Origin of the sequence: uncultured Duncaniella sp. (assembly GCF_910578445.1) — a bacterium.
Lineage (GTDB): Bacteria > Bacteroidota > Bacteroidia > Bacteroidales > Muribaculaceae > Duncaniella.
The window spans coordinates 1-19,624 of sequence record NZ_CAJTQC010000022.1 but is presented as its reverse complement, the minus strand read 5'-3'; the positions used below and the strand labels follow the sequence as shown (position 1 = coordinate 19,624).

Genomic DNA, 19,624 nt, shown 5'->3' with positions numbered 1-19,624 from the left:
ATTGCAACGATGTCCGCAGGACATCCGATTACTAATAACCCCGTACATCATAGCGAAGCGAAGATGTGCGGGGGAAGATAGGGTTATAATCCAAAAGATGTCCGGCAGGACATCGCTTTACCATTCAGGCAATGTCAAATCTCATCGCTGTAAAATTAAATAATCCCCATCCATCTTAATGAAATAACAAACTTAGAAAACAATGTTAAAAACTTTTCCTGAAAAAATTTTGCAGTTTCAGAAAAAGTTCCTACCTTTGCCCTCGCAAAAGCAAAAGAATCTCATTGAGGGATTTTATGGCGAGATAGCTCAGTTGGTTAGAGCGTCGGATTCATAACCCGGAGGTCCCGAGTTCAATTCTCGGTCTCGCTACAAACAAAATCGGTCATATTCACGCGAGTATGACCGATTTTTCTTTGAAATTACGAAAAGAATTTGTAATTTTGCCCCGCAATTTGGATGAATGTATCGAAACAGGCGTTCCAATGCCATCGACACGAGTCCGAAAAGCCAGATTAACAACATATTATTAATTTAAAACCTATAATCAAGAAACCACAATGATTATCGTACAAGTAAAAGAAGGTGAAAACATCGAGAAGGCACTGAAGAAATTCAAGCGTAAATTTGAAAAAACCGGCATCGTTCGCGAGCTCCGTTCACGTCAGGCTTTCCAGAAGCCCTCTGTGACCAACCGCAAGAAAATGATGAAGGCTGTCTACGTTCAGCAGCTCCGCGCTAACGAAGATTAATCCTGAACCCGATTTTTCAAATCAATCGAAAGGAGGCAGAATCCACTCCGGAAACATCACCCGAATTTATTTGATAAACACATAAACGCTATCATGGCGATGAGGATTGGCATCAGCCAATCCCCATCGCTATTGTTATAAACTAATACTCCAACCGGACTACCACTGCCTTAACCTACAAACTGCGAAAATGCGTTGCCTGACCCACATATTCATGACAATCATCCTCATCCTTGCGACAGGATGCGGTCACGACTCCGTGGAGAAAGAAAGCATCCACACCTGCAATGAATATGAAGTCTACACCGACAGCATTGTCCGCAGCGGAAAAATATACACTGCCATTTCGCCCACAGAAATAACAGGCGCATGGCGGCTGCCCGACTCCACAAAAGTCACCCCGGCCTACACTTCCTCACAGATGATGGCCGACGCTCTATTCACCAAAGCCATGAGCGAGACCCCGGCATTCACACCTTTGGAAATCTATCTCTCACTCGGAATCCTCCGCCCCGAAGAGTCAATCAAAGCCTTGCGCGAGATAGCCAATAGACCTGTCCCCGCAAACGAGGATTTTCCCTACTCCACTCTTACTCCATACTGGGCACTCGCCGCATGGGAGACATACTGCACCACCGGCTCGAAACAGTGGCTGAAAGAGGCCTACGACCTGCTTGGCAAGATGCTCGCACGCCAAAGGAAGCTCAATCGTTCACAACAGCCCGGATTCATGTGCGGAACGCCTCGCGGTGTCACCGACCCGGCGTCATTCTATCCCGAATGGATGGACGAGATGGCACGCTTCGAGACCATCGCCACGTCGGTCAACATCACACGCGCAAACAGCCTCGCCGTCGCCTCGATGATGGCCGCCGAACTGCGGCTCTATGCCGAACGCGAACTGCAGACCGAGGCCACCCGGCTGCGCAACCTCATCAATGACCGCCTCTGGTTTCCCGACTTACAGCGCTACAGCCAGTATCTTTACGGCTCTTTCTATCCGATAGTCTCACCTGTGTCCGACAACGAGACCAACGCCCTTGCCATACTCACCGACATAGCCACCCCTGAAATGTCGGAAGCCATTGTGGCTTCGCTTCCCTACACTCCGTGTGGAATCCCGACCACCGTCCCGGCTCTACGGTCGAATGCCCCTCTGTCACCCGGCATTCAGGCATTGTTTGCCGTCTCGGCTGCCAAAGTCCGCAATCCACTCGTCTTCACCCTTGCCTCGGCTTCGCTGTGGAATCTTTCAGTCACATCTCCGACTCCGGTCCTGTGGCCTGCGACAGTCTTAAAAGGCATGTTCGGTATTTCGGTTTCCCCCTCCGGGATGACATTCAGCCCGATGGTCCCCGCAGCATTCACAGGCGAAAAACGAATTGAAGGACTACGCTACCGCAACTCCACACTCGATGTCAACATTCTCGGGACTGGTGACCGTGTGGCTTCATTCAAACTCGACTCAATCAGCATCGACGACCGCTCGGTCAGCCCTGACCTCAGCGGACACCACACAGTGACCATAACACTCTCGGGCAACGACCTGAATTGCAAGCCTCTCAAAGTCGAAGCCTCAAAAACGATTCCGCCTCTCCCGGTTGTCAAATGGTCGTCACCATTCGACTTCACGATTACGAACTTCGACCGCCAGTCACGCTATGGAGTGTATATCAACGGTGTCATGGAAGAGGCAATCTCCTCCGACCATTACAGTATCTGCCAGTCAGGACTCACCGTAACCGACATAGTGCCGATGCCCTCGGCCGACTGCGCAGGCTACACCGCGAAGCCCCATGTCTACATTCCACCCTCCAACCTCATCACCATCCCGGCTTCGTCAATCACACCGCGCCGTCCGCCGCGCCACTTCATCAAAGATCCGGCCACGGCGACAAACTACATCGAGCTGGCCGCACGCCACAACACACGCATCACATGCTACGCCAATGTCCCCGACGAGGGCGACTATCTCATCACAATCGGCTACAGCAACGGAACTGACCGCTGCGCGCTCCGCACACTCGATGTCAACGACCGCTATGCGGCCACCCTCATCTTTCCTCCACGCAGGGCGCTCGACTGGATTTCGGTCTATCCGTCGACAACAGCTGAAGTCCATCTCAATGCCGGAGTCAACAAACTCGCGCTGACCTACATCCAAGGAACAATCCTATTCAACAGAATCACACTCGTAAAACGCTGATGAAAAAAATAGGCATACTTTCCGACACCCATTCATGCTGGGACGACCGCTATGCTGTCCATTTCAAGGACTGCGACGAAATCTGGCACGCCGGCGATGTCGGCGACATCGACATTATCCGGCGGCTTGAGGACACAGCGCCTGTGGTGCGTGCCGTACGTGGCAACATCGACCACGGCGACGTGTGCCGCAGATGCTGCGAATCAGAAATCTTCGAAGTCGAGGGCCTGAGGATATGGCTTACACACATCGCAGGCTATCCCGGCAAATATGCTCCCGGAGTCAGAGACTTCCTCGCCACCAACCGTATCAATATCATGGTCTGCGGTCACTCTCATATATTAAAGGTCATGCCCGACCGCCAGCTCGGACTCCTCCACATCAATCCCGGTGCGGCCGGCTATCACGGATGGCAGAAAGTCCGCACTCTGATCCGTCTCACTGTCGACAGCGGAAACGTAAGCAGCCTCGAAGTCATCGAACTTGGCAAACAATAAGAGGGTGTTCAGACACCCTCTAAGAAACCGTTCAGACATCCTTAAAAAAATCACATCCGCCGGGCCATTGCAGCGGGGGACTCCCGGCTCTGCTTTCCCGGCGGATGCTTTTCTATTGGGTGAAACGGAAACTGATGCCAGCAACGACCGCTTCAATATGTCTTGTTGTCTACATGTCTTTAGAACGAGAACTGAGCGAGCAGCCCTGCACGGCGTCCCCATCCGTTCTCTCCGTTGAAATCCTGACGTTTGCCGAAATTGAACTCACCGCCGAAACGGATGCGCGGTGTTAAGTCCCAAAACAGATTGACCGCCCCGTAGAGACCATACTTATAGTCAGTGCCGTCGACGGTGAACGACGGAAGATAGCGTCCCTGACCGAAAGTGGCCGACATGAATAGCTGCGGACTGAAATTATATTGCAGGCCGACGAAATATCCCCATCCGGGGACGGTCTTGAGCCTGCCCGGCTCGGCAGGATCGGCCACGAGGTCATATTTCCCAAGCAGGAAATCACCCCCGAAATTGGAATAGGACTTACCACCGTTGACTGTTCCATAGACCGTCAGTGGATCTACCGGACGGAACACGGTGCTAAGCTGCACTCCGTAGCCCACCTCCTGATGATTACGGCCGCTGATGAGATCCCGGTAAGGGAGAAAGCGGGTTATAGCCGAAAGGCGTACATGCTGCCCGGTGGCCCATTCATACTGCACCATAGCAGCGATATTAGGGACAAAGAGACTTCTGGCCGCCGTAGTCGTGCCGTCGTCCTGTATGTTCATGTCGGGAGTCTCGACCGAAGCGGCGACATACATCCCGCTCTTTTTGAAATGGTGCATATAGCGCACGAGCACATTCGTTCCGTCCATTTTCATTGTCGGACCGCTCGCGTCGATAGTCGGAGGGACGGCAGCCCCGTCGCCGAATGTCGAGGAGGCATATCCGATAGTCCAGTCATTCACTGTGGCATAAGCCTTTTTCAAGTGGAAATCGCGTGTCTGATAGCCGTTGAAATTAGCCTCTATATAGAGCTGATAGTTGCCAAGACGCTTATTGCGGCCTATGACGCGGAAAAACAGCGACGTGCCGGCGGGGCTCGTCCCGAAACGCTGTCGGTTAAGCTCGTCACGCTTCACAGGGATGAAATAAGGAGAGAAACCCGGAGTGCCGGTCGTGCCTCCCCAGTCGAAATAGCCCCTCATCCTGACAAGACCTCCGATACCCATCGCCAACTGCGAATCACGGCTCATGAAAAGGAAATAGGGAGCTTCCGGATCTTGGAAACTGCGGAACTGGTCATAATAGAAATTCTCTATCAGATTGCGTATCGAATCGGTCTCGGGATCTTGGCCACCTCCGAAAAACACAATCTTGTGATCGTTGACAAGCGCCTCGTGCCGCTCCTCCACAGGGCTTGTGGCAAAAGCCGTGACAGACGCCGTCAGCGAGAGAACCAGAACTAAAATAGTTTTGATGGTTTTCATAACGTGTGAATGTTAGTTTTGTTAATGGGTGGGTATAAGTGATGAATTTCACTTTTTATAACATTTATAAATGATATGTGTTCACGTATCTGACACTATTTTTTCAACAAAACATCAAAATTACCTACAAAACGATGTAACGTTCCACCGCTTTTTCCGTCTATATAACAAACGGACATCATTACCGATGTCAACTTCCCCACCACGACGGAATAGATAATGAACCGTACCGAGTTTGAACGCATGGCTCCTCCGCTGAGGAAGCGCATTGTCAGCATGGTCCTCTCCATGTCGGCATCAGCCGACGCAGACCTCGCCGATGATGTGGCTCAGGACACCCTCCTGAGACTGTGGACCATCCGGGAAAAACTCGACGAATACCGCAGCGTCGACTCGCTTGCAATGGTCATCGCACGCCACCGTGCCATTGACCTGCTCCGCGAATCATCGTCACTCTCTGTAGGCCTCGACGACATCGACACCGGCCATTCAGTCCCATCGCCCGAGGAAAGTATGATTGAATCCGAGGATTGCAGCGATGTGTTCGGCATCATAGCCTCCCTCCCCTCCGTGCAGCAGACCGTAATCAGGATGAGGCACATCGAAGGGCTCGAAATAGCCGATATCGCTAAAATCACAGGTTCGACACCCGGTTCAATCCGAGTGGCTCTCTCAAGGGCACGCCAAAGTATTAAAGAAATCTTCATGCAGCATCAATCATGACACAGCCAACCGACCACCAACACATCCGAACAACCATTGCCCGCTTTCTCGACGGCGAGACTTCGGTGGCAGAGGAAAAGGAGCTCTACGACTTTTTCCGGCTGACCGACATCCCTGCCGACCTGAAGCAGTATCAGCCGATGTTCAACTGGTATGCCTCGCTCGGACAGAGCCATGAGTCCAACGCAGAGGCTGCCAATGAAGCGCCATCCTCTGTCTCGCGCGTAAGACTCTTGCAACTACGCCCATGGCAATGGACGGGCATCGCTGCAATGGTGACCCTACTGCTTTCGGTCGGTTTTATCTTCCACTCTCCTTCTATTCCCGAAGAATATCTTGCATATAAAGGCAGCTATATCATACGCGACGGGAAGAAAATCACCGACCTCCGCATAGTAGTCCCCGAAATAATGCGGACACAGCAGCTTGTCAACGAAAGTCTCGGTGAAATTGACATGACACTTCAGACAGCCGACTCCGCTTTTGACGACGCCGTTCTCTCCAACGAGGATCTCTCCGACCCGATGGTCAAAGACCTCATCCTCTCCACACTCGAATACAGATAAAGAGAATGAAAAATAAAATATATAAATCATGAACCATATCCGCCATATCGCCGTCACACTCCTTCTCCTTTCTCCCTTCGGCCTGTTTGCGCAGCAATCAATCGATTCGGCCATGAAAGCGCTTGAAAACGCCAAAAGCGTCACAAACGAAGTCTATTCCGAACGCCGTAACCCCTCCACCAAAGAAATCGAGAGCGCAAGCTATCTTTTCGAATTCACCGACAACAAGCTTGCCGACAAAATCATCGAAGCCATGCGCAAGGAACGCTCCAAAGCCTGCGCCTACGAGATGTCAAACCGCCATTCAAACAGCATGGTCTACTCGATTTCATTTCAGGACTCCAAGGGGTCTTTCTCAAAATACACTCTGCTGCAGCGCGGTTCGTCAAAATGGATGCTCTCTGTAAAGAAAGGCACTGCAAAATCCTCTTCGAAATCATCTAAATCAAAAAGCAGCAAAGCCCGCACCGACATAATCGGTATCGATGACGACCTGCTTGAAATCTATGGCATTAATCCGTCAATATCCGACTATGCCCACACCGATGGCAACACAACCATCTACACCGGCCCTGACGGAAACACCATCGTCATCAACAACGGCTGTCTCAACGACATTCAGGAGCTGTATGATTCGGAATATATCCTGGAAAAGCTTGAGGGACTCGAAAAGCTTGAGACTCTCGAAAGTCTAAAATCCCTGCAAAGCCTCAGCGATCTCGACTCACTGAAAAATCTTGAGAAACTCAAAAAACAGAAAAAGCAACGCAAATCCAAATCCGGCTCAAAGACTTCAAAGACCAACACTCGTATATACACTTCGTCCAACGGGCATACAACCACCACGACAACCACCTACGAGCTCTGAACCAGCATCAACAGAACACGTTTTCCACAATACAACCCGGTTTCATAAAAGAAAGCCTGCCGACCAGCATAATTTAAGCGAGTCGGCAGGCTTGAGTTTTTTATCACTGAAGAGTCAGTCTACTGTTGCTCCCCTTCGTCATAGGAAATATCAGAAGGGAAGATCGTCAGTAGCCGACGGAGTAAGGTCAGGCATCGGAGGGACAGGTGCAGCCGAAGGAGCAGCATAGCCCTGCGGCATATTCTGTGCAGGTCCGTAGGCTGTGGGAGCGCCATAAGCAGCAGGCTGCGGAGCAGCTGCCATCGCAGTGGCATCCTCAGCCTTCCATGCACGCACTTCAACATACCAGCGGCCGTTATACTCACGGCTGTCGATATCAAAGCTGATCTTCACAAGCTGACCAACCTGAAGAGGATACTGGTCCACGCGGTCACCAAAGAAATTGAAGAATACCTTGCGGGGATATGTTTCCTGTGTCTCAAGCACATATTCGCGTTTCTTCCACGCGTTTCCCTTCTGGGAAGTGCCGCCCACTTCGGGGAGCGCCACGATGATTTTTCCTGTTACTTCCATGTTTGGATATTGAGTTTTCTTAATTTATTCAACAATATTCGCCCTGAGATTCGCAACATCCGACCCACGTCTGCCGCTACATGAACCAAGCTATCATATGCCACTGCTGCCAAAAACGCTGACAGCAACTGCACCATCAGAAAAAACACTGTAAATCCGACATTGCTACAATGCTTATGGCGAATCAGTCTGATGGTAAAAAACTGACTGATAGTATGAATTCGGCTGACAATATCAGTCAGATATACAGTAGCTGAAATTCATGCTTGTTGTTGCAAAAATCAAAAGGCTGACCACAAAAGTAATCAAAAATCCCCGACTCTCCAACAAAACCACCCCACACTTTTCAACAAACTTATCAACACTTGGGTATTAGGAAATTAGAATTTAGGCGAGTTTATACGAGAATACCCCATAGTTCAGAATATTTAACATTTTGATTTTCTTACAATATATTTATCCGACGTTATATAAATAAAGCGCTTGCAATCATCTTCATTTCATAGAGCTTTCAAAATAACAAATCGCACACTCTAAATGTCCACTAAAAACGATTGATATGGAAAGCTCAAAAGATGAGATATTCATATTCTCCCGTTTAGAGCGCGATGAACAAGGCAGACTTGTCATTCCGATGTACTATAAGAAAGCCTAATTGACTTGTTCCCTGATTGCAGGTGCTTTATTTATAAACTTTGTCGTTTAGAATATTTAACAACCAAGAGCGTTAATATTAACTTTGTTGAGTAGATGGATTGGGTAAAGTATTATTAACATCAGTGCTTACCCCTTGATTAGTAAGGTTTTCAATCTGTTGTGCAATATTCTGTTGGGATTGACCCACATTTTCAAGACTTTCAAGAATTTGGCTTAAATTATCATTAAGAAGAGCATTAGTATCGGATAAACTTTTTGATGTATCTTTTATAATTTCTGCCGCCGAATTGATTTTTTCAAACTGCTGATGAATTTCGTTATTAGAGTTATAAGTATACTGTATGGCAAATATTGATAGCGTTATAGACAATAGCGTGGAACATACGGCAATATAATCCAGTAGCTTTTCGCTATCCAATATTCGCTTGGTGATGATAAATGCGACAAGGGTAATGATGGTTAAGCCTAACAGACTTATTAACCACCAAAAATGAGGCGATTTAGTCATGGCTTAATTTGCTTTGTTGTTCCTTAATAAATTCTACCACTCCTCTTAATGCGGCAATACATCGTTCAAATAAATACTCTATTCCTTCACGAGAATATACGTACTGTTCAGCTGAAATCCACACCATACCATCTTTAGTAAGAGTCGCTTTTGCAACCTTATATCTCTGATTGATACTATTTATTAAAGAGTCATATTTGACAGTATCATCTTTGATTTTGAAGATGTTTGGTAAGATTATCCTAAAGTAATTTTGGTCAGAAGATTCATAAACAAATAGATAGTACAACCCATCTAAGAGGAATGTTATTTGTTCCTCAACTTCCTTTGTAGGAGTTATACCCTTTGTCCCAAGATATTGCTTAAATTGTGTGAGCATTTGAAACTTCGTTTTTCTTTTGCAAATATAGCTATTTTTACACATTCTGACAAAGAATTTTTTGTTACCAAAGTTAATAAGCCCAACCCAAACAGGTTGGCTTATGAAAAATCTAAACTTTGGAACATTTAACTTGCGGTATGACTTATTTGAAGCGTTTCCAACGGAGGCGTCATGTATCGCCTATCTCGAAAGTAAACGTTGGAAGAACGGAGTAGTATCGCTGTATGACCCAACATCCAAGATATATAATCGAGGAGATGGTAACTATCTGTGTAAAAATACGGGGAAGAATTTTAATGTGCGTGGAAGTACAATATTTGAAGGGACAAACCTACCACTGCGTAAATGGTTCATGGCTATCTACTTAATTTGCAATCATAAGAAAGCTATCTCCGCCACACAATTAGCAAAGAATATTTCTGTGACTGTGAAAACCGCGTGGTTCCTTCTCTATAAAGTTCGAAGAACATTCAACAATGTACACCTGAAGAAATTAGACGGTGAGATAAAATTTGACGAAACATTCGGTGGCGGAAAGAATAAAAATCGTCATGCCAATAAGAAAGTCAAGAATAGTCAGGGACGGAGTTTCAAAGATAAGGTCCCCGTACTTGGGATGCTTAATCGTGGCGGAAACGTGATTTGCAAGGTGGTAAAAGACACTTCGGCTAAATCACCGCTCCTATTCTAAAAGCGATAAAACGAACAGCAACTCTCTTTACTGATGAGTGGTGTGGATATGACGTGGTTCGTAAACTTTATCCTACGAAAATGGTTGACCACGGCAAAGGTCAATATGTTGTCGGTGACGCTTATACCAATTCTATTGAAGGATTTTGGGGGAATTTCTGCAAGCGTGTTGTTAATGTAATATATAATCATATCGGGCGAAAGTATATGCAGCGGTATTTCGATGAATTTAGTTTTCCGCTACAATACTCGCAACGTTTCTAATAAAGACCGTTTTGATCTGGCAATCGTAAATACTAACATCCGTATAACCCAAAACCAAATAGCTGGAATATGAAATCCAAAAGCAATAAGAAAGATAGAGAATAGATCAACCTATAGAAGAATTGAAAAAGCCAAGAGGAAAACCAGTAGATTTTGATAAAGCTATCTCTGAATTATTAGAGGAAAAACGTCCCAAAGTTTAGTAATAAGTACGTTGGATTATAGCATAAGGCCGACCATTAGTGTTCCATCCGATACATTTTTCATCGTAATCTTTGCTAAAAGGGTCATAATTTTCGCAAATATAATGGAGTTCTACTCCAGTGATATATTTTGTAAATATGTAGTTTCTCATACTGTTTAAGCTAATTGTTATTAGATTACAAAGGTAATCTAATAGTATGAGAAAATAAAATCTCCGACATCCGTGATGACATCGGAGATTGCTTTTATACTTATCCCTACTATTTCTTTTTCGATTGAGTTACTTGACGTTTAAATAGTATCTGAAGCATAGAATTATCTAAAGTCCTAACATAACATCTCTTAACGCCATTTGAGTATATCTTCTGAGGGACAGATGCTCCATTTCCTAGAGTTGTTTTGCCGGATTTAATTAGCTTATAATCTATCTTTGATAATTCTTCTTCAAGTCCCATCCAATACATTGCTCCACATAAAAAAGAGACTTCTTTTATTGTACCATTGTTGGAGGCGTCTACTGTTGCCATTAATGAAAAATCCCCTTGGCCCTCTAAAAAAGATCCACGAGTAGGAGATTGCAGACTTAACGTCATATGATTTGCACTAAAAGCTCGTTCCGCAAAAGAAAAGCTATTTTTCGATAATACGCTGTTCCCTAAAGGAATAATTACATTTGATTGTCCACAACCATTTAGATAACAAATAACTGCTATCAAAATAAACATTACTTTTTTCATAGGACGAATTTTACAAGAGTTCCCCACTAACAGCCAAATGGAGAGTTAAACATTAACAGTGTTAATATAATAAGAAAGCGGGCTGTCTATCCTTGCACTCTTGTAGGTATCGCCAAACACCTGAACACACGCACGGATAGGCAGCCCACGTTATATGAGCTGTCACCGTGCCTCGTGTATTCTCTGTTAAATTGGCGATTTTACAAGAAGTAAGGCATTTTCTTTATTTTAAACATTGTCTTCTCTTAGACAGCACAAAGTTACGCAGAATTTTTGTAACTTTGTGTTTGAATTTCAAGAAGTATATAAAATGTCATAACAAATTAAAGTTCAATGTCTGAGATGTAGGAATACATCTTATGTATCCTCTAAAGGTGGATGTCATGAAGTCATAAATTCATTTGCCCTAATTGTGGAAAACACGAACTACTTGTTGCCTATGACCTAAATTCTGGTCAAATTGACGGCAAACAAAGATAAAATTTGTTCCCGAGGGATATGATAAAATTTTATCTGCTAAATCGGAGATTTCATTTTCTGTTATAATACTTTGTAAAAACTTAATCAGTTCTACCCTTGAGTGGACATCTAATACATTGTTCATATCCACCCCTCCTTTCTGTTTTCATCTTTCAACAACGACTGAAAATATCTTTGGAAAGCAATCAGTGTTTTAAATCTCGTGTGGTCAAACTTAATACCACTCACCCTTTCAAACGCACGAATGATGCTTCTATCCATAATTTCAAATTTATCGTCCAACTCCTTTTGAGAGTATATTTGGCTATCAGTTTTCATTCCTTTTCTAATAACCTCGATAATATTTCTTAGAAGGCCGATAGAAGCCGATTTATTCGGGTTCTCGGTCTCTATCTCTTCATCCCTTATAAATTTTAACGGATGAAGATGTTCTATGGAATAAAAGGCTTCAGAGAATTGAGGGATGTAGTTCTTTTCAGTGGTGACTTTTATTATTAGTCCTCCGTCAGAATCCTCTTCGGAATCTATTATAAATCTTCGATTATTTTCTATTGTTGTCATAGGCCACTCTTTCATAAATATTATATAAGTGATTTTATTAACTTTGTATTAATAAATCAATTAGACTATTGTTCGGGCAATATAATCGACCTATCTTTGTACTATGTCAGATAGTAACATACATTAACTGACAAGATGTCATGTTTTAAATAATCATATTCTTTGTTAATAACAGTTTTCTCTGCCATAATGACATTGGCACGGAAATTGCGATGTGATATTATAGTGCATAGGCACTCCTTCTCGCTGATACCTTCGGGATGAAGGCTGGCTTATCAACTTCGCAGCAACTGAACGTGGTGGAGCTTCAACTCCAGTATAAAAGGGAAATTAACATGTTGAACCAATAGACATTTCTAAGGAATGAGTAATTTTTCAGAAGAAAGATTGGCTCAGATTTGGGATAAAGGTCAGACCATCAGAGGTAAAAATCCCGACTTATATAGAAGGGATATATATGGAAACACCATGTATAGACACTCTTATGGTAAGACAAGCGAAATGGGGTGGAATGTTGACCATTCCAAACCCCAATCACTTGGCGGGACAGACCATTTGAACAATCTACAGCCTATGAACAGCAGAGCAAACTCTTCAAAGGGCAATAGATATTAATTGTCCAAATGTTCCAACTCAAAAATCGTGCTGCAACATGATTTTTTGAGGTCTAACAAGAGCCACGGACGATTGCACTACGTCCGTGGCTTTATTAACTTTGTAAAGTTATAACGCTCGTTTGGACGGTTTTATTGTTGCGCCACTCATTTAGGGTATTCTCGTATAAACTCGCCAGAATTTATTCAATTTTACAGCAACGAAGTCAGGCTAAGCTGTAAAGCGACAATTATCGGTCCTCTTTTTATTCATACAGACATCTGTGCTTCGCTGCGATGTGTGGAAAATTTCCATCACTCAAAATATGGTGATTTTCGCAGATTCTGTGTAATTTTGCAAAAAATTCACCGCCATTCCGCACAGCGGACCATCGACAGGCAGGTGTGGCATAATGCAACTACGATAAAAAACGGACTCAACTATATACAACCCTACGGATTATGAAGCGCTATCTCAAACATCTTTTCCAATTGATTCTTTCACCCGGAAACGGCTGGGAGGACATTGACAAAGCCGATATTCCTTCGCGCGACATTGCCGTCAAGGGTTACTATCCGCTCATTGCGCTCACATCTGTCAGTGTATTCATGCAGGCTGCCTACCACCATGAGGAGTTCATCGTGCTGTTCATGCGCATGATTATGAGCTTTCTGGTTTATTTCGTGTCATATTTCTTCGGAGTCTTCGCTCTGTCGCTTTTCGTTGAACCGACTCTTGAAAAACGCTATAACGAAACACGAAGCAGCACGTTTGTGCTCTACACTCTCGGCCTCCTCGCATTGATTTCGCTCATAATCAATGTGCTGCCCGTGACAAAAGAGATGCTCTTTTTCCTCCCCTTCTATGTGGCGCTTATCCAATGGAAAGGATGCCGATACATGGAAGTACGCAAAGACCGCACCGGATTGTTCATGATTATCGCCATTCTCGGCGTGCTCATGCCTCTTTACATTTTCTATTTCCTGTTTTCACTTGTTATAGGATAAGACAGGCTTAATCCCTCCAACACACACCGCTTTATGATTTCAAAAGATATAAATATAAAAAACAAACGCGCCACATATGACTATGCCATCAGCGACACTTTCACCGCAGGCATAGTGCTCACCGGAACAGAAATCAAATCTATCCGTCAGGGCAAAGCTTCGCTCGCCGACACATTCTGCTATGTCGACAAGGGTGAGGTATGGGTAAAAAACATGTATATAGCCGAATATTTCTACGGCACTTACAACAACCACGTCGCCCGACGCGACCGCAAACTGCTGCTTAACAAAAAAGAAATCGCAAAACTTGAAAAAAACGGTAAGGAAACCGGCTTCACAATCATCCCGCTCCGCCTGTTCATCAACGACCGCGGACTTGCAAAACTTGTCATCGGTATCGCTCGTGGTAAAAAGGAATACGACAAGCGACAGTCAATCAAGGAACGCGAAGACAAGGTAACAATGGCACGCATGATGCAGAAATAATCCATCGGCCGTCACCGTGGCCGCATAAGTGTCGCAAAACGCCGTTCGGACTACGGCAATACAAGAATATGGCTGCGCTCGTCGCCGTCAACCGCATGATACCAGACCGCTTCGGCGGTCTGTTTTTTCATCCTCACGCTTTTCAGACCGATGTCACAGCCATCGACAGTCAGTCTTGAGCCGTCAAACAGCGAATCCTGCCTCATTTTTCCGGCTACGAACCTCACCTTTGTCTGCCCGTCAAGGTCAATCAGTTCACGCGCTCCGTCAGCGTGGATTTTCACCAACACACCGGCCCGGTCAAACCGCAGTGTCACTCCACGACCGTCATAACGCACAACTCCGTCGGCCAGTTCAGCCGAAAAATCAAAGTCCTTATCAGAAGGCCCGGGACGCTCTCCACCCGAAGAGGTCGGCGGTTTCACCTCCTCCTTTCCGCCGTTTCCATTCGGCCCTTGCTCCCGACGCGGAGCGTCAGAACCACGTTCACATCCCTGCGATAGAAACATAATTACACTGACAGCCACCACAGGCAGCCACTTGGCAAGCACGAGTCTAAAAATTTCCATTCTCCGCCTCATTTCCGCTCCACTTTAATCATCACCATACCGCGCTCACCAGTCGAAGCCGACGTGTAGGCAAACTTATGCATTCCGACTCCAAGCTCTGACGGGACAAGGAAATCAGACGAGACGGTAATTCCATTGACCGTCCACACAGCATCCGAAGGGATTTCCGGCGAAAACAGGTCGATACGCGCATCGGTAAGACCATAGACCGCACGCAAGGGCATCGGCTCGCCGTCGACCACGAACTGTTCTCCCCGATGGCTGCCCCAAAGATACTCGGCAAGTTCCGGATAGTCGACAAATGGATTACGATTGCCCTGAAGACGCTCTCCGCGCTCATTTTTCGCTATTTCATGGGCGGAGGGAGGATTGTCCCTATGCCAATCGAGAAGCAGCGGTATAGCATAGTCCGTAAGCCCCGGATAGGCATATCCGTCCATTATCATATAAGCACGCTCAGTCCACGCCGCCACATGGTAGACAACGGCCATATACATGCAAGCTCTTGCGAGTTCGCCACGCAAAGCCTGTGGAGGAGCATAGGCTTCGGTCTCAACTCCGTAAAGCTCGGTCAGGCCTGCGCTCCACAATCCGTTGGAAAATGTCGGTTTTCCGACATTCCCGACCGGGGCAAGGTCACGACGGTGAGTCCTCACGTCGGCGCACAGAGGGACAATGTTGTATATGTCGCCACTCACAGCCGTGCCAAACACCGACCACGAATTTGACCACCATTCAGCCGGAATCAGACAGCCCCATTCATATCCGTCGGGGAGCACTCCGGCATTGATTTCAACAGTCGTGCCGGTGAATTCATCTGTCATCACGAAGTTCAGCGCCTGTTTTGAGACCACTGAAGCGGGACGGCTCGACGAGGCCACTCCCTGCAACAATGCCTCCCCCTTTTTACCATTAAAGGGCACTCCGGCCACCGCAAAGGTGATGGCCGAAGCGCCCGATATGATTATCATGGAGACAAAACGTCTCATCGTGATCCGGATTTTGAGTGAGGTAGAGAGATTTGTTTCGGCCGTCGAGTGAAGACGACAAGCCGGTCAGCATCGACTGCTTATACGTAGCCTCTGACGATGCCACGCTTGGAGTTGCGGACGAAGAGAATGATTTCGTCGCGCTCCTTTGTTGCGGGCAGTTCAGCCTCGATACGCTCCACTGCGTCCGAATTGTTCAGACCCGAGAGATAGAGGTAGCGATAGGTTTCCTGAATATCGCGTATTGTCTCGTTGGAGAAACCGCGACGGCGCAGGCCGATGGAATTGACTCCGGCATATGCGATGGGGTCGCGTCCGGCCTTGACATATGGAGGTATATCCTTGTTGACAAGCGCGCCACCCTGAAGCATCACATGCGGACCGATGTGGCAGAACTGATGGATGAGCGCACCGCCGCCGATGACCGCGTAATCGTCAATGACGACCTCGCCGGCACACTGAACGGCGTTTGACATAATCACATTGTCGCCGACCACACAGTCGTGGGCCACATGGCAGTAGGCCATGATGAGACAGTTGCTGCCAACGACTGTCTTACCCTTCGAGGCTGTGCCACGATGGATAGTGACACACTCGCGGATGACAGTGTTATCGCCGATAATGGCAACCGAATCCTCGCCACGGAATTTCAGATCCTGAGGAGGACCGGAAATCACAGCGCCGGGAAATATGGTACAATTCTTACCGATCCGCGCACCATCCATGATTGTCACGTTAGAACCGATGCGTGTTCCCTCACCGATTTCAACGTTCTGTTCTATGGTCACAAACGGATCTATCACCACGCTGGGATGAATCTTCGCAGCGGGATGGACGTATGCTAAAGGTTGTTTCATTGCTAAGATTTTATTTGTTCTTGATAATCTGGGCCATGAACTCACACTCGGTGACAATCTTCTCGCCGACGAAAGCATAGCCCTTCATCATTGCACAGCCGCGACGCAGCTCTGTCATGAACGACACATGGAAAATGAGAGTATCGCCGGGGACTACCTTCTGACGGAATTTCACGTTGTCTATCTTCATGAAGTAAGTCGAGTAGCGCTCCGGCTCGTCAAGTCCGCTGAGCACGAGCAGACCGCCGGTCTGTGCCATTGCCTCAATCTGAAGCACTCCGGGCAGGACAGGCTCTTGCGGGAAATGGCCTTGGAAAAATGGCTCGTTGACAGTGATGTTCTTCACACCAACGATATAATTTGTACCTTTCTCGATGATTTTGTCAACGAGAAGGAAGGGATAGCGGTGAGGGATGAGCTCGCGGATACGGTTGTTGTCCATCAGCGGCTCTTTATTGGGATTGTAGATGGGAGCCTGAACCTCCTGATGCTTGATTTCGCGACGGATTTTCTTTGCGAAAGTTGTGTTGATCGAATGGCCGGGACGGGTGGCTATCACACGACCCTTGAGCGGACGGCCGATGAGTGCGATATCGCCGATAAGGTCAAGGAGCTTATGGCGCGCAGGCTCGTTCTCGTTGGTAAGAGGAGCGTCGTTGATATAGCCGAACTCGCTGACATCCTTGCGGGGCACATTCATGAGGTCGGCGAGGCGGTCAAGCTCAGACTGCTCCATAGGAGTGTCGTAGATGACAATCGCATTGTCGAGGTCGCCACCCTTGATGAGATTACCCTTGACGAGCGGTTCGATTTCGCGGACAAACACAAAAGTACGGCTCGATCCGATTTCCGAATCGAAATTATCCATCGTGTCAAGTGTCGCAAACTGGTTGTTGAGCACCACTGAGTTGAAATCAATCTTCACGTCAGCCGAAAATTCATCGTCGGGAAGCACGAGGATTGACGAACCTGTAGCCTCGTCGCGGACTTCAATCTTCGACTTGATATAGAAGAAATCCTTGTCGGCTTTCTGGTCCTGAAGTCCTACACGTGCAATCTCCTCGCAATAAAAGCGAGCGCTGCCGTCGAGAATCGGCATCTCAGGGGCGTTGACCTCGATAAGCACATTGTCGACACCTGCGGCATAGAGCGCAGCCATCGCATGCTCAATGGTCGAGACACGCGCATCGCCTTTCGCGATTACAGTCCCACGGTTGGTTGCAACCACATTTTCAGCGAGAGCATCAATTACAGGCTGTCCCTCGAGGTCGACACGCTTGAATTTATAACCGTGGTTATCAGGCGCAGGCATAAAACGCGCTGTAATCTCAAGGCCAGTATGCAGCCCTTTGCCGGTGAGCGTAAACTCGCCGTTCAATGTCTTCTGATTCATATATATTTGTTGTATTTTCTTATTTTATCTTTTTCTCAAGCTCCTTGACTCTCTCGTAGAGCGAACCGAGCTTCTTGGCATAGACAAGGCCACGGGCATATTCACCCATATCAACCGCAGGCGAACCCATCACGCGGTCACCCGGCTTGGTAGGCTTGCTGACTCCGCTCTGAGCACCGATCTGAGTCCCGTCGGCAATCGAGATATGTCCGACAAATCCGACCTGACCGCCGACCATGCAGTGAGCCCCGATTTTGGCCGAGCCGGCTACACCGGCCTGCGCTGCCATCACCGTATGCTCGCCGACTGAACAGTTATGGGCTATCTGGATAAGATTGTCGAGTTTCACACCCTTGCCAATCCGGGTCGCGCCCATCATCGCACGGTCAATTGTAGTGTTCGCACCGATTTCAACATCATCCTCGATTTCAACATTGCCAGTCTGGGGGATTTTTTCATATCCACCGTCGACAGGAGCAAAACCAAATCCATCAGCGCCGATGACAGCTCCCGAATGGATTATGCACCGTTTGCCAACCTTACAGCCGGCATAGATTTTCACTCCGGCATAAAGGATAGTTCCTTCTCCGATTTCGCAGCCGTCACCAATATAGACCTGTGGATAAATCTTGACACCCGGTGCGAGCTTCACACCCTTGCCGATATATGCAAAAGCCCCGACGTAGGCATCGTCAGGGACATCCACCCCTTCCGAGATAAACGACGGTGTCTCAATGCCGACCTTCTCGACCTTAGACATCTGTGAAACCATTTCAAGAAGGCGAGCCACGGTGGCATACGGATCTTCCACGCGGATAAGAGTAGCCTTGACCGGCTGCTCGGGCGTGAAATCATTCTTTACCAACACAACCGAAGACTCGGTCGAATAGATATGATGAGTGTATTTGGGGTTTGCCAAAAACGAAAGAGCACCGCTATGGCCCTCTTCAATTCGCGCAAATGTGCTGACTTTTACGTTTTCATCACCTTCAACAGTTCCGTTGACTATAGCCGCGAGTTGTGACGCAGTAAGCTCCATGTTATGTGACGAGGTTTAATTATCTTGATTAATATAATGTTAGGATGGCCGATGGCGGTCATTCCCATGCAAAATTACAATAAATTTACGGAACGTCAAACAAAACCTTCCAAATATCGGATTAGACACCTTAAAAGAGGATATAAAAAAGCCGAAGCCCGAGATGCGTTTGCATCTCAGGCTTCGGTCGGTTAGAAGGGGCGGTTATCTACTTTCCCACTTTCGCAGTATCATCGACGTGGTGAGGTTTAACTTCTCTGTTCGGAATGGGAAGAGGTGGAGCCCTCACGCTATGGCCACCTTAGTGTCTTCATCAGGTTTCAACCTGACGTGTAAGGTTAGAAAGAGGCGGTGGAAGCGAAGGTGACCGGAGCGGTGACCAACGGTAAGTTTTTTAGAGTCGCATGACGATTCCTGAGGCCTTGTTACGTTTGCCAGCGGATGTACGATTCAGCGATTGAAACTGTAGTCCCTTTTTCAGGGATTACGATGGGATTGCTCCCAAGAAAGGGTTTGGGCGATTAGTACCGCTCGG

The 19,624-nt window shown here is 47.0% G+C and carries 20 protein-coding genes, 1 tRNA gene, 1 rRNA gene and 1 pseudogene; 11 read left to right on the top strand and 12 right to left on the bottom strand.

Features of this window, described 5'->3' with window-relative positions; genetic code table 11:
• The first annotated feature begins 298 nt into the window (after positions 1 to 298).
• The 4 genes from QZ311_RS09330 to QZ311_RS09315 all read left to right on the top strand — a co-directional run bounded on the left by QZ311_RS09330 (position 299) and on the right by QZ311_RS09315 (position 3,455).
• A tRNA-Met gene (locus QZ311_RS09330) sits at positions 299 to 372 on the top strand.
• A gap of 188 nt (positions 373 to 560) precedes the next feature.
• Positions 561 to 752, top strand: a complete 192-nt coding sequence (rpsU, locus tag QZ311_RS09325) for a 30S ribosomal protein S21 (RefSeq protein ID WP_297067000.1) — start codon at positions 561 to 563, stop codon at positions 750 to 752.
• Between the two features lie 190 nt (positions 753 to 942).
• Positions 943 to 2,958 carry a hypothetical protein gene (locus tag QZ311_RS09320; RefSeq protein WP_297066997.1) on the top strand — a complete coding sequence of 672 codons (2,016 nt, stop codon included), beginning with the start codon at positions 943 to 945 and terminating at the stop codon, positions 2,956 to 2,958.
• Positions 2,958 to 3,455 (top strand): metallophosphoesterase family protein, encoded by a 498-nt coding sequence (locus QZ311_RS09315; RefSeq protein ID WP_297066995.1) that lies wholly within the window; start codon positions 2,958 to 2,960, stop codon positions 3,453 to 3,455. Before QZ311_RS09320 ends, QZ311_RS09315 begins: the two co-directional genes overlap by 1 nt.
• A 179-nt stretch (positions 3,456 to 3,634) precedes the next feature.
• Here QZ311_RS09315 and QZ311_RS09310 read toward each other — a convergent pair whose 3' ends face one another.
• The gene (locus tag QZ311_RS09310; protein ID WP_297066993.1) at positions 3,635 to 4,942 is read right to left on the bottom strand and encodes a hypothetical protein; all 1,308 of its coding nucleotides are present in this window, start codon (positions 4,940 to 4,942) and stop codon (positions 3,635 to 3,637) included.
• Between the two features lie 219 nt (positions 4,943 to 5,161).
• Between QZ311_RS09310 and QZ311_RS09305 the strand changes: the two genes are divergently transcribed.
• The 3 genes from QZ311_RS09305 to QZ311_RS09295 are packed head-to-tail and all read left to right on the top strand — an operon-like array spanning position 5,162 to position 7,099.
• Positions 5,162 to 5,665 (top strand): sigma-70 family RNA polymerase sigma factor, encoded by a 504-nt coding sequence (locus QZ311_RS09305; protein WP_297066992.1) that lies wholly within the window; start codon positions 5,162 to 5,164, stop codon positions 5,663 to 5,665.
• A complete protein-coding gene (locus QZ311_RS09300; RefSeq protein ID WP_297066990.1) occupies positions 5,662 to 6,231 on the top strand; it encodes a hypothetical protein in 570 nt (189 codons plus the stop codon). The genes QZ311_RS09305 and QZ311_RS09300 overlap by 4 nt, the downstream gene beginning before the upstream one ends.
• A gap of 28 nt (positions 6,232 to 6,259) precedes the next feature.
• A complete protein-coding gene (locus tag QZ311_RS09295) occupies positions 6,260 to 7,099 on the top strand; it encodes a hypothetical protein (protein WP_297066989.1) in 840 nt (279 codons plus the stop codon).
• Between the two features lie 150 nt (positions 7,100 to 7,249).
• Here the strand turns inward: QZ311_RS09295 and QZ311_RS09290 are convergent, their stop codons facing one another.
• The 3 genes from QZ311_RS09290 to QZ311_RS09280 all read right to left on the bottom strand — a co-directional run bounded on the left by QZ311_RS09290 (position 7,250) and on the right by QZ311_RS09280 (position 9,216).
• A complete protein-coding gene (locus tag QZ311_RS09290) occupies positions 7,250 to 7,672 on the bottom strand; it encodes a DUF3127 domain-containing protein (RefSeq protein WP_123613977.1) in 423 nt (140 codons plus the stop codon).
• 733 nt (positions 7,673 to 8,405) lie between these two features.
• Entirely contained in the window at positions 8,406 to 8,837 is a 432-nt protein-coding gene (locus tag QZ311_RS09285; protein WP_297066987.1) for a hypothetical protein, read from the bottom strand.
• Positions 8,830 to 9,216, bottom strand: coding sequence for a hypothetical protein (locus QZ311_RS09280; protein WP_297066985.1), 387 nt, complete (start codon positions 9,214 to 9,216; stop codon positions 8,830 to 8,832). Before QZ311_RS09280 ends, QZ311_RS09285 begins: the two co-directional genes overlap by 8 nt.
• Before the next feature lie 103 nt (positions 9,217 to 9,319).
• Here QZ311_RS09280 and QZ311_RS09275 point away from each other — a divergent pair.
• Positions 9,320 to 10,246 (top strand): annotated as a pseudogene (locus QZ311_RS09275) (IS1595 family transposase).
• A 391-nt stretch (positions 10,247 to 10,637) separates the two neighbouring features.
• Here the strand turns inward: QZ311_RS09275 and QZ311_RS09270 are convergent.
• Together QZ311_RS09270 and QZ311_RS09265 are read right to left on the bottom strand one after the other, a co-directional pair.
• Entirely contained in the window at positions 10,638 to 11,114 is a 477-nt protein-coding gene (locus QZ311_RS09270; RefSeq protein WP_297066983.1) for a hypothetical protein, read from the bottom strand.
• Positions 11,115 to 11,714: 600 nt separating this feature from the next.
• A complete protein-coding gene (locus tag QZ311_RS09265; RefSeq protein ID WP_297066981.1) occupies positions 11,715 to 12,155 on the bottom strand; it encodes a hypothetical protein in 441 nt (146 codons plus the stop codon).
• A 363-nt stretch (positions 12,156 to 12,518) separates the two neighbouring features.
• On the opposite strand from QZ311_RS09265, the gene QZ311_RS12445 reads away from it, so the two are divergent.
• The 3 genes from QZ311_RS12445 to smpB all read left to right on the top strand — a co-directional run bounded on the left by QZ311_RS12445 (position 12,519) and on the right by smpB (position 14,242).
• The gene (locus QZ311_RS12445) at positions 12,519 to 12,770 is read left to right on the top strand and encodes an HNH endonuclease (protein ID WP_366511800.1); all 252 of its coding nucleotides are present in this window, start codon (positions 12,519 to 12,521) and stop codon (positions 12,768 to 12,770) included.
• Between the two features lie 440 nt (positions 12,771 to 13,210).
• Positions 13,211 to 13,756 carry a hypothetical protein gene (locus QZ311_RS09255; RefSeq protein WP_297066979.1) on the top strand — a complete coding sequence of 182 codons (546 nt, stop codon included), beginning with the start codon at positions 13,211 to 13,213 and terminating at the stop codon, positions 13,754 to 13,756.
• A 33-nt stretch (positions 13,757 to 13,789) separates the two neighbouring features.
• Positions 13,790 to 14,242: an SsrA-binding protein SmpB gene (smpB, locus tag QZ311_RS09250; protein WP_297066977.1), complete on the top strand. Its 453-nt coding sequence runs from the start codon at positions 13,790 to 13,792 to the stop codon at positions 14,240 to 14,242.
• Between the two features lie 50 nt (positions 14,243 to 14,292).
• Here smpB and QZ311_RS09245 read toward each other — a convergent pair whose 3' ends face one another.
• The 6 genes from QZ311_RS09245 to rrf all read right to left on the bottom strand — a co-directional run bounded on the left by QZ311_RS09245 (position 14,293) and on the right by rrf (position 19,393).
• A complete protein-coding gene (locus QZ311_RS09245) occupies positions 14,293 to 14,811 on the bottom strand; it encodes a hypothetical protein (protein ID WP_297066975.1) in 519 nt (172 codons plus the stop codon).
• Positions 14,812 to 14,819: 8 nt separating this feature from the next.
• A complete protein-coding gene (locus tag QZ311_RS09240) occupies positions 14,820 to 15,800 on the bottom strand; it encodes an endonuclease (protein WP_297066973.1) in 981 nt (326 codons plus the stop codon).
• Positions 15,801 to 15,880: 80 nt separating this feature from the next.
• Entirely contained in the window at positions 15,881 to 16,657 is a 777-nt protein-coding gene (lpxA, locus tag QZ311_RS09235; RefSeq protein ID WP_297066971.1) for an acyl-ACP--UDP-N-acetylglucosamine O-acyltransferase, read from the bottom strand.
• Between the two features lie 10 nt (positions 16,658 to 16,667).
• A complete protein-coding gene (locus QZ311_RS09230) occupies positions 16,668 to 18,050 on the bottom strand; it encodes a bifunctional UDP-3-O-[3-hydroxymyristoyl] N-acetylglucosamine deacetylase/3-hydroxyacyl-ACP dehydratase (protein WP_297066969.1) in 1,383 nt (460 codons plus the stop codon).
• 19 nt (positions 18,051 to 18,069) lie between these two features.
• The gene (gene lpxD, locus QZ311_RS09225) at positions 18,070 to 19,089 is read right to left on the bottom strand and encodes a UDP-3-O-(3-hydroxymyristoyl)glucosamine N-acyltransferase (RefSeq protein WP_297066967.1); all 1,020 of its coding nucleotides are present in this window, start codon (positions 19,087 to 19,089) and stop codon (positions 18,070 to 18,072) included.
• Between the two features lie 195 nt (positions 19,090 to 19,284).
• Positions 19,285 to 19,393 (bottom strand): 5S ribosomal RNA (gene rrf, locus QZ311_RS09220).
• Positions 19,394 to 19,624: the final 231 nt, after the last annotated feature.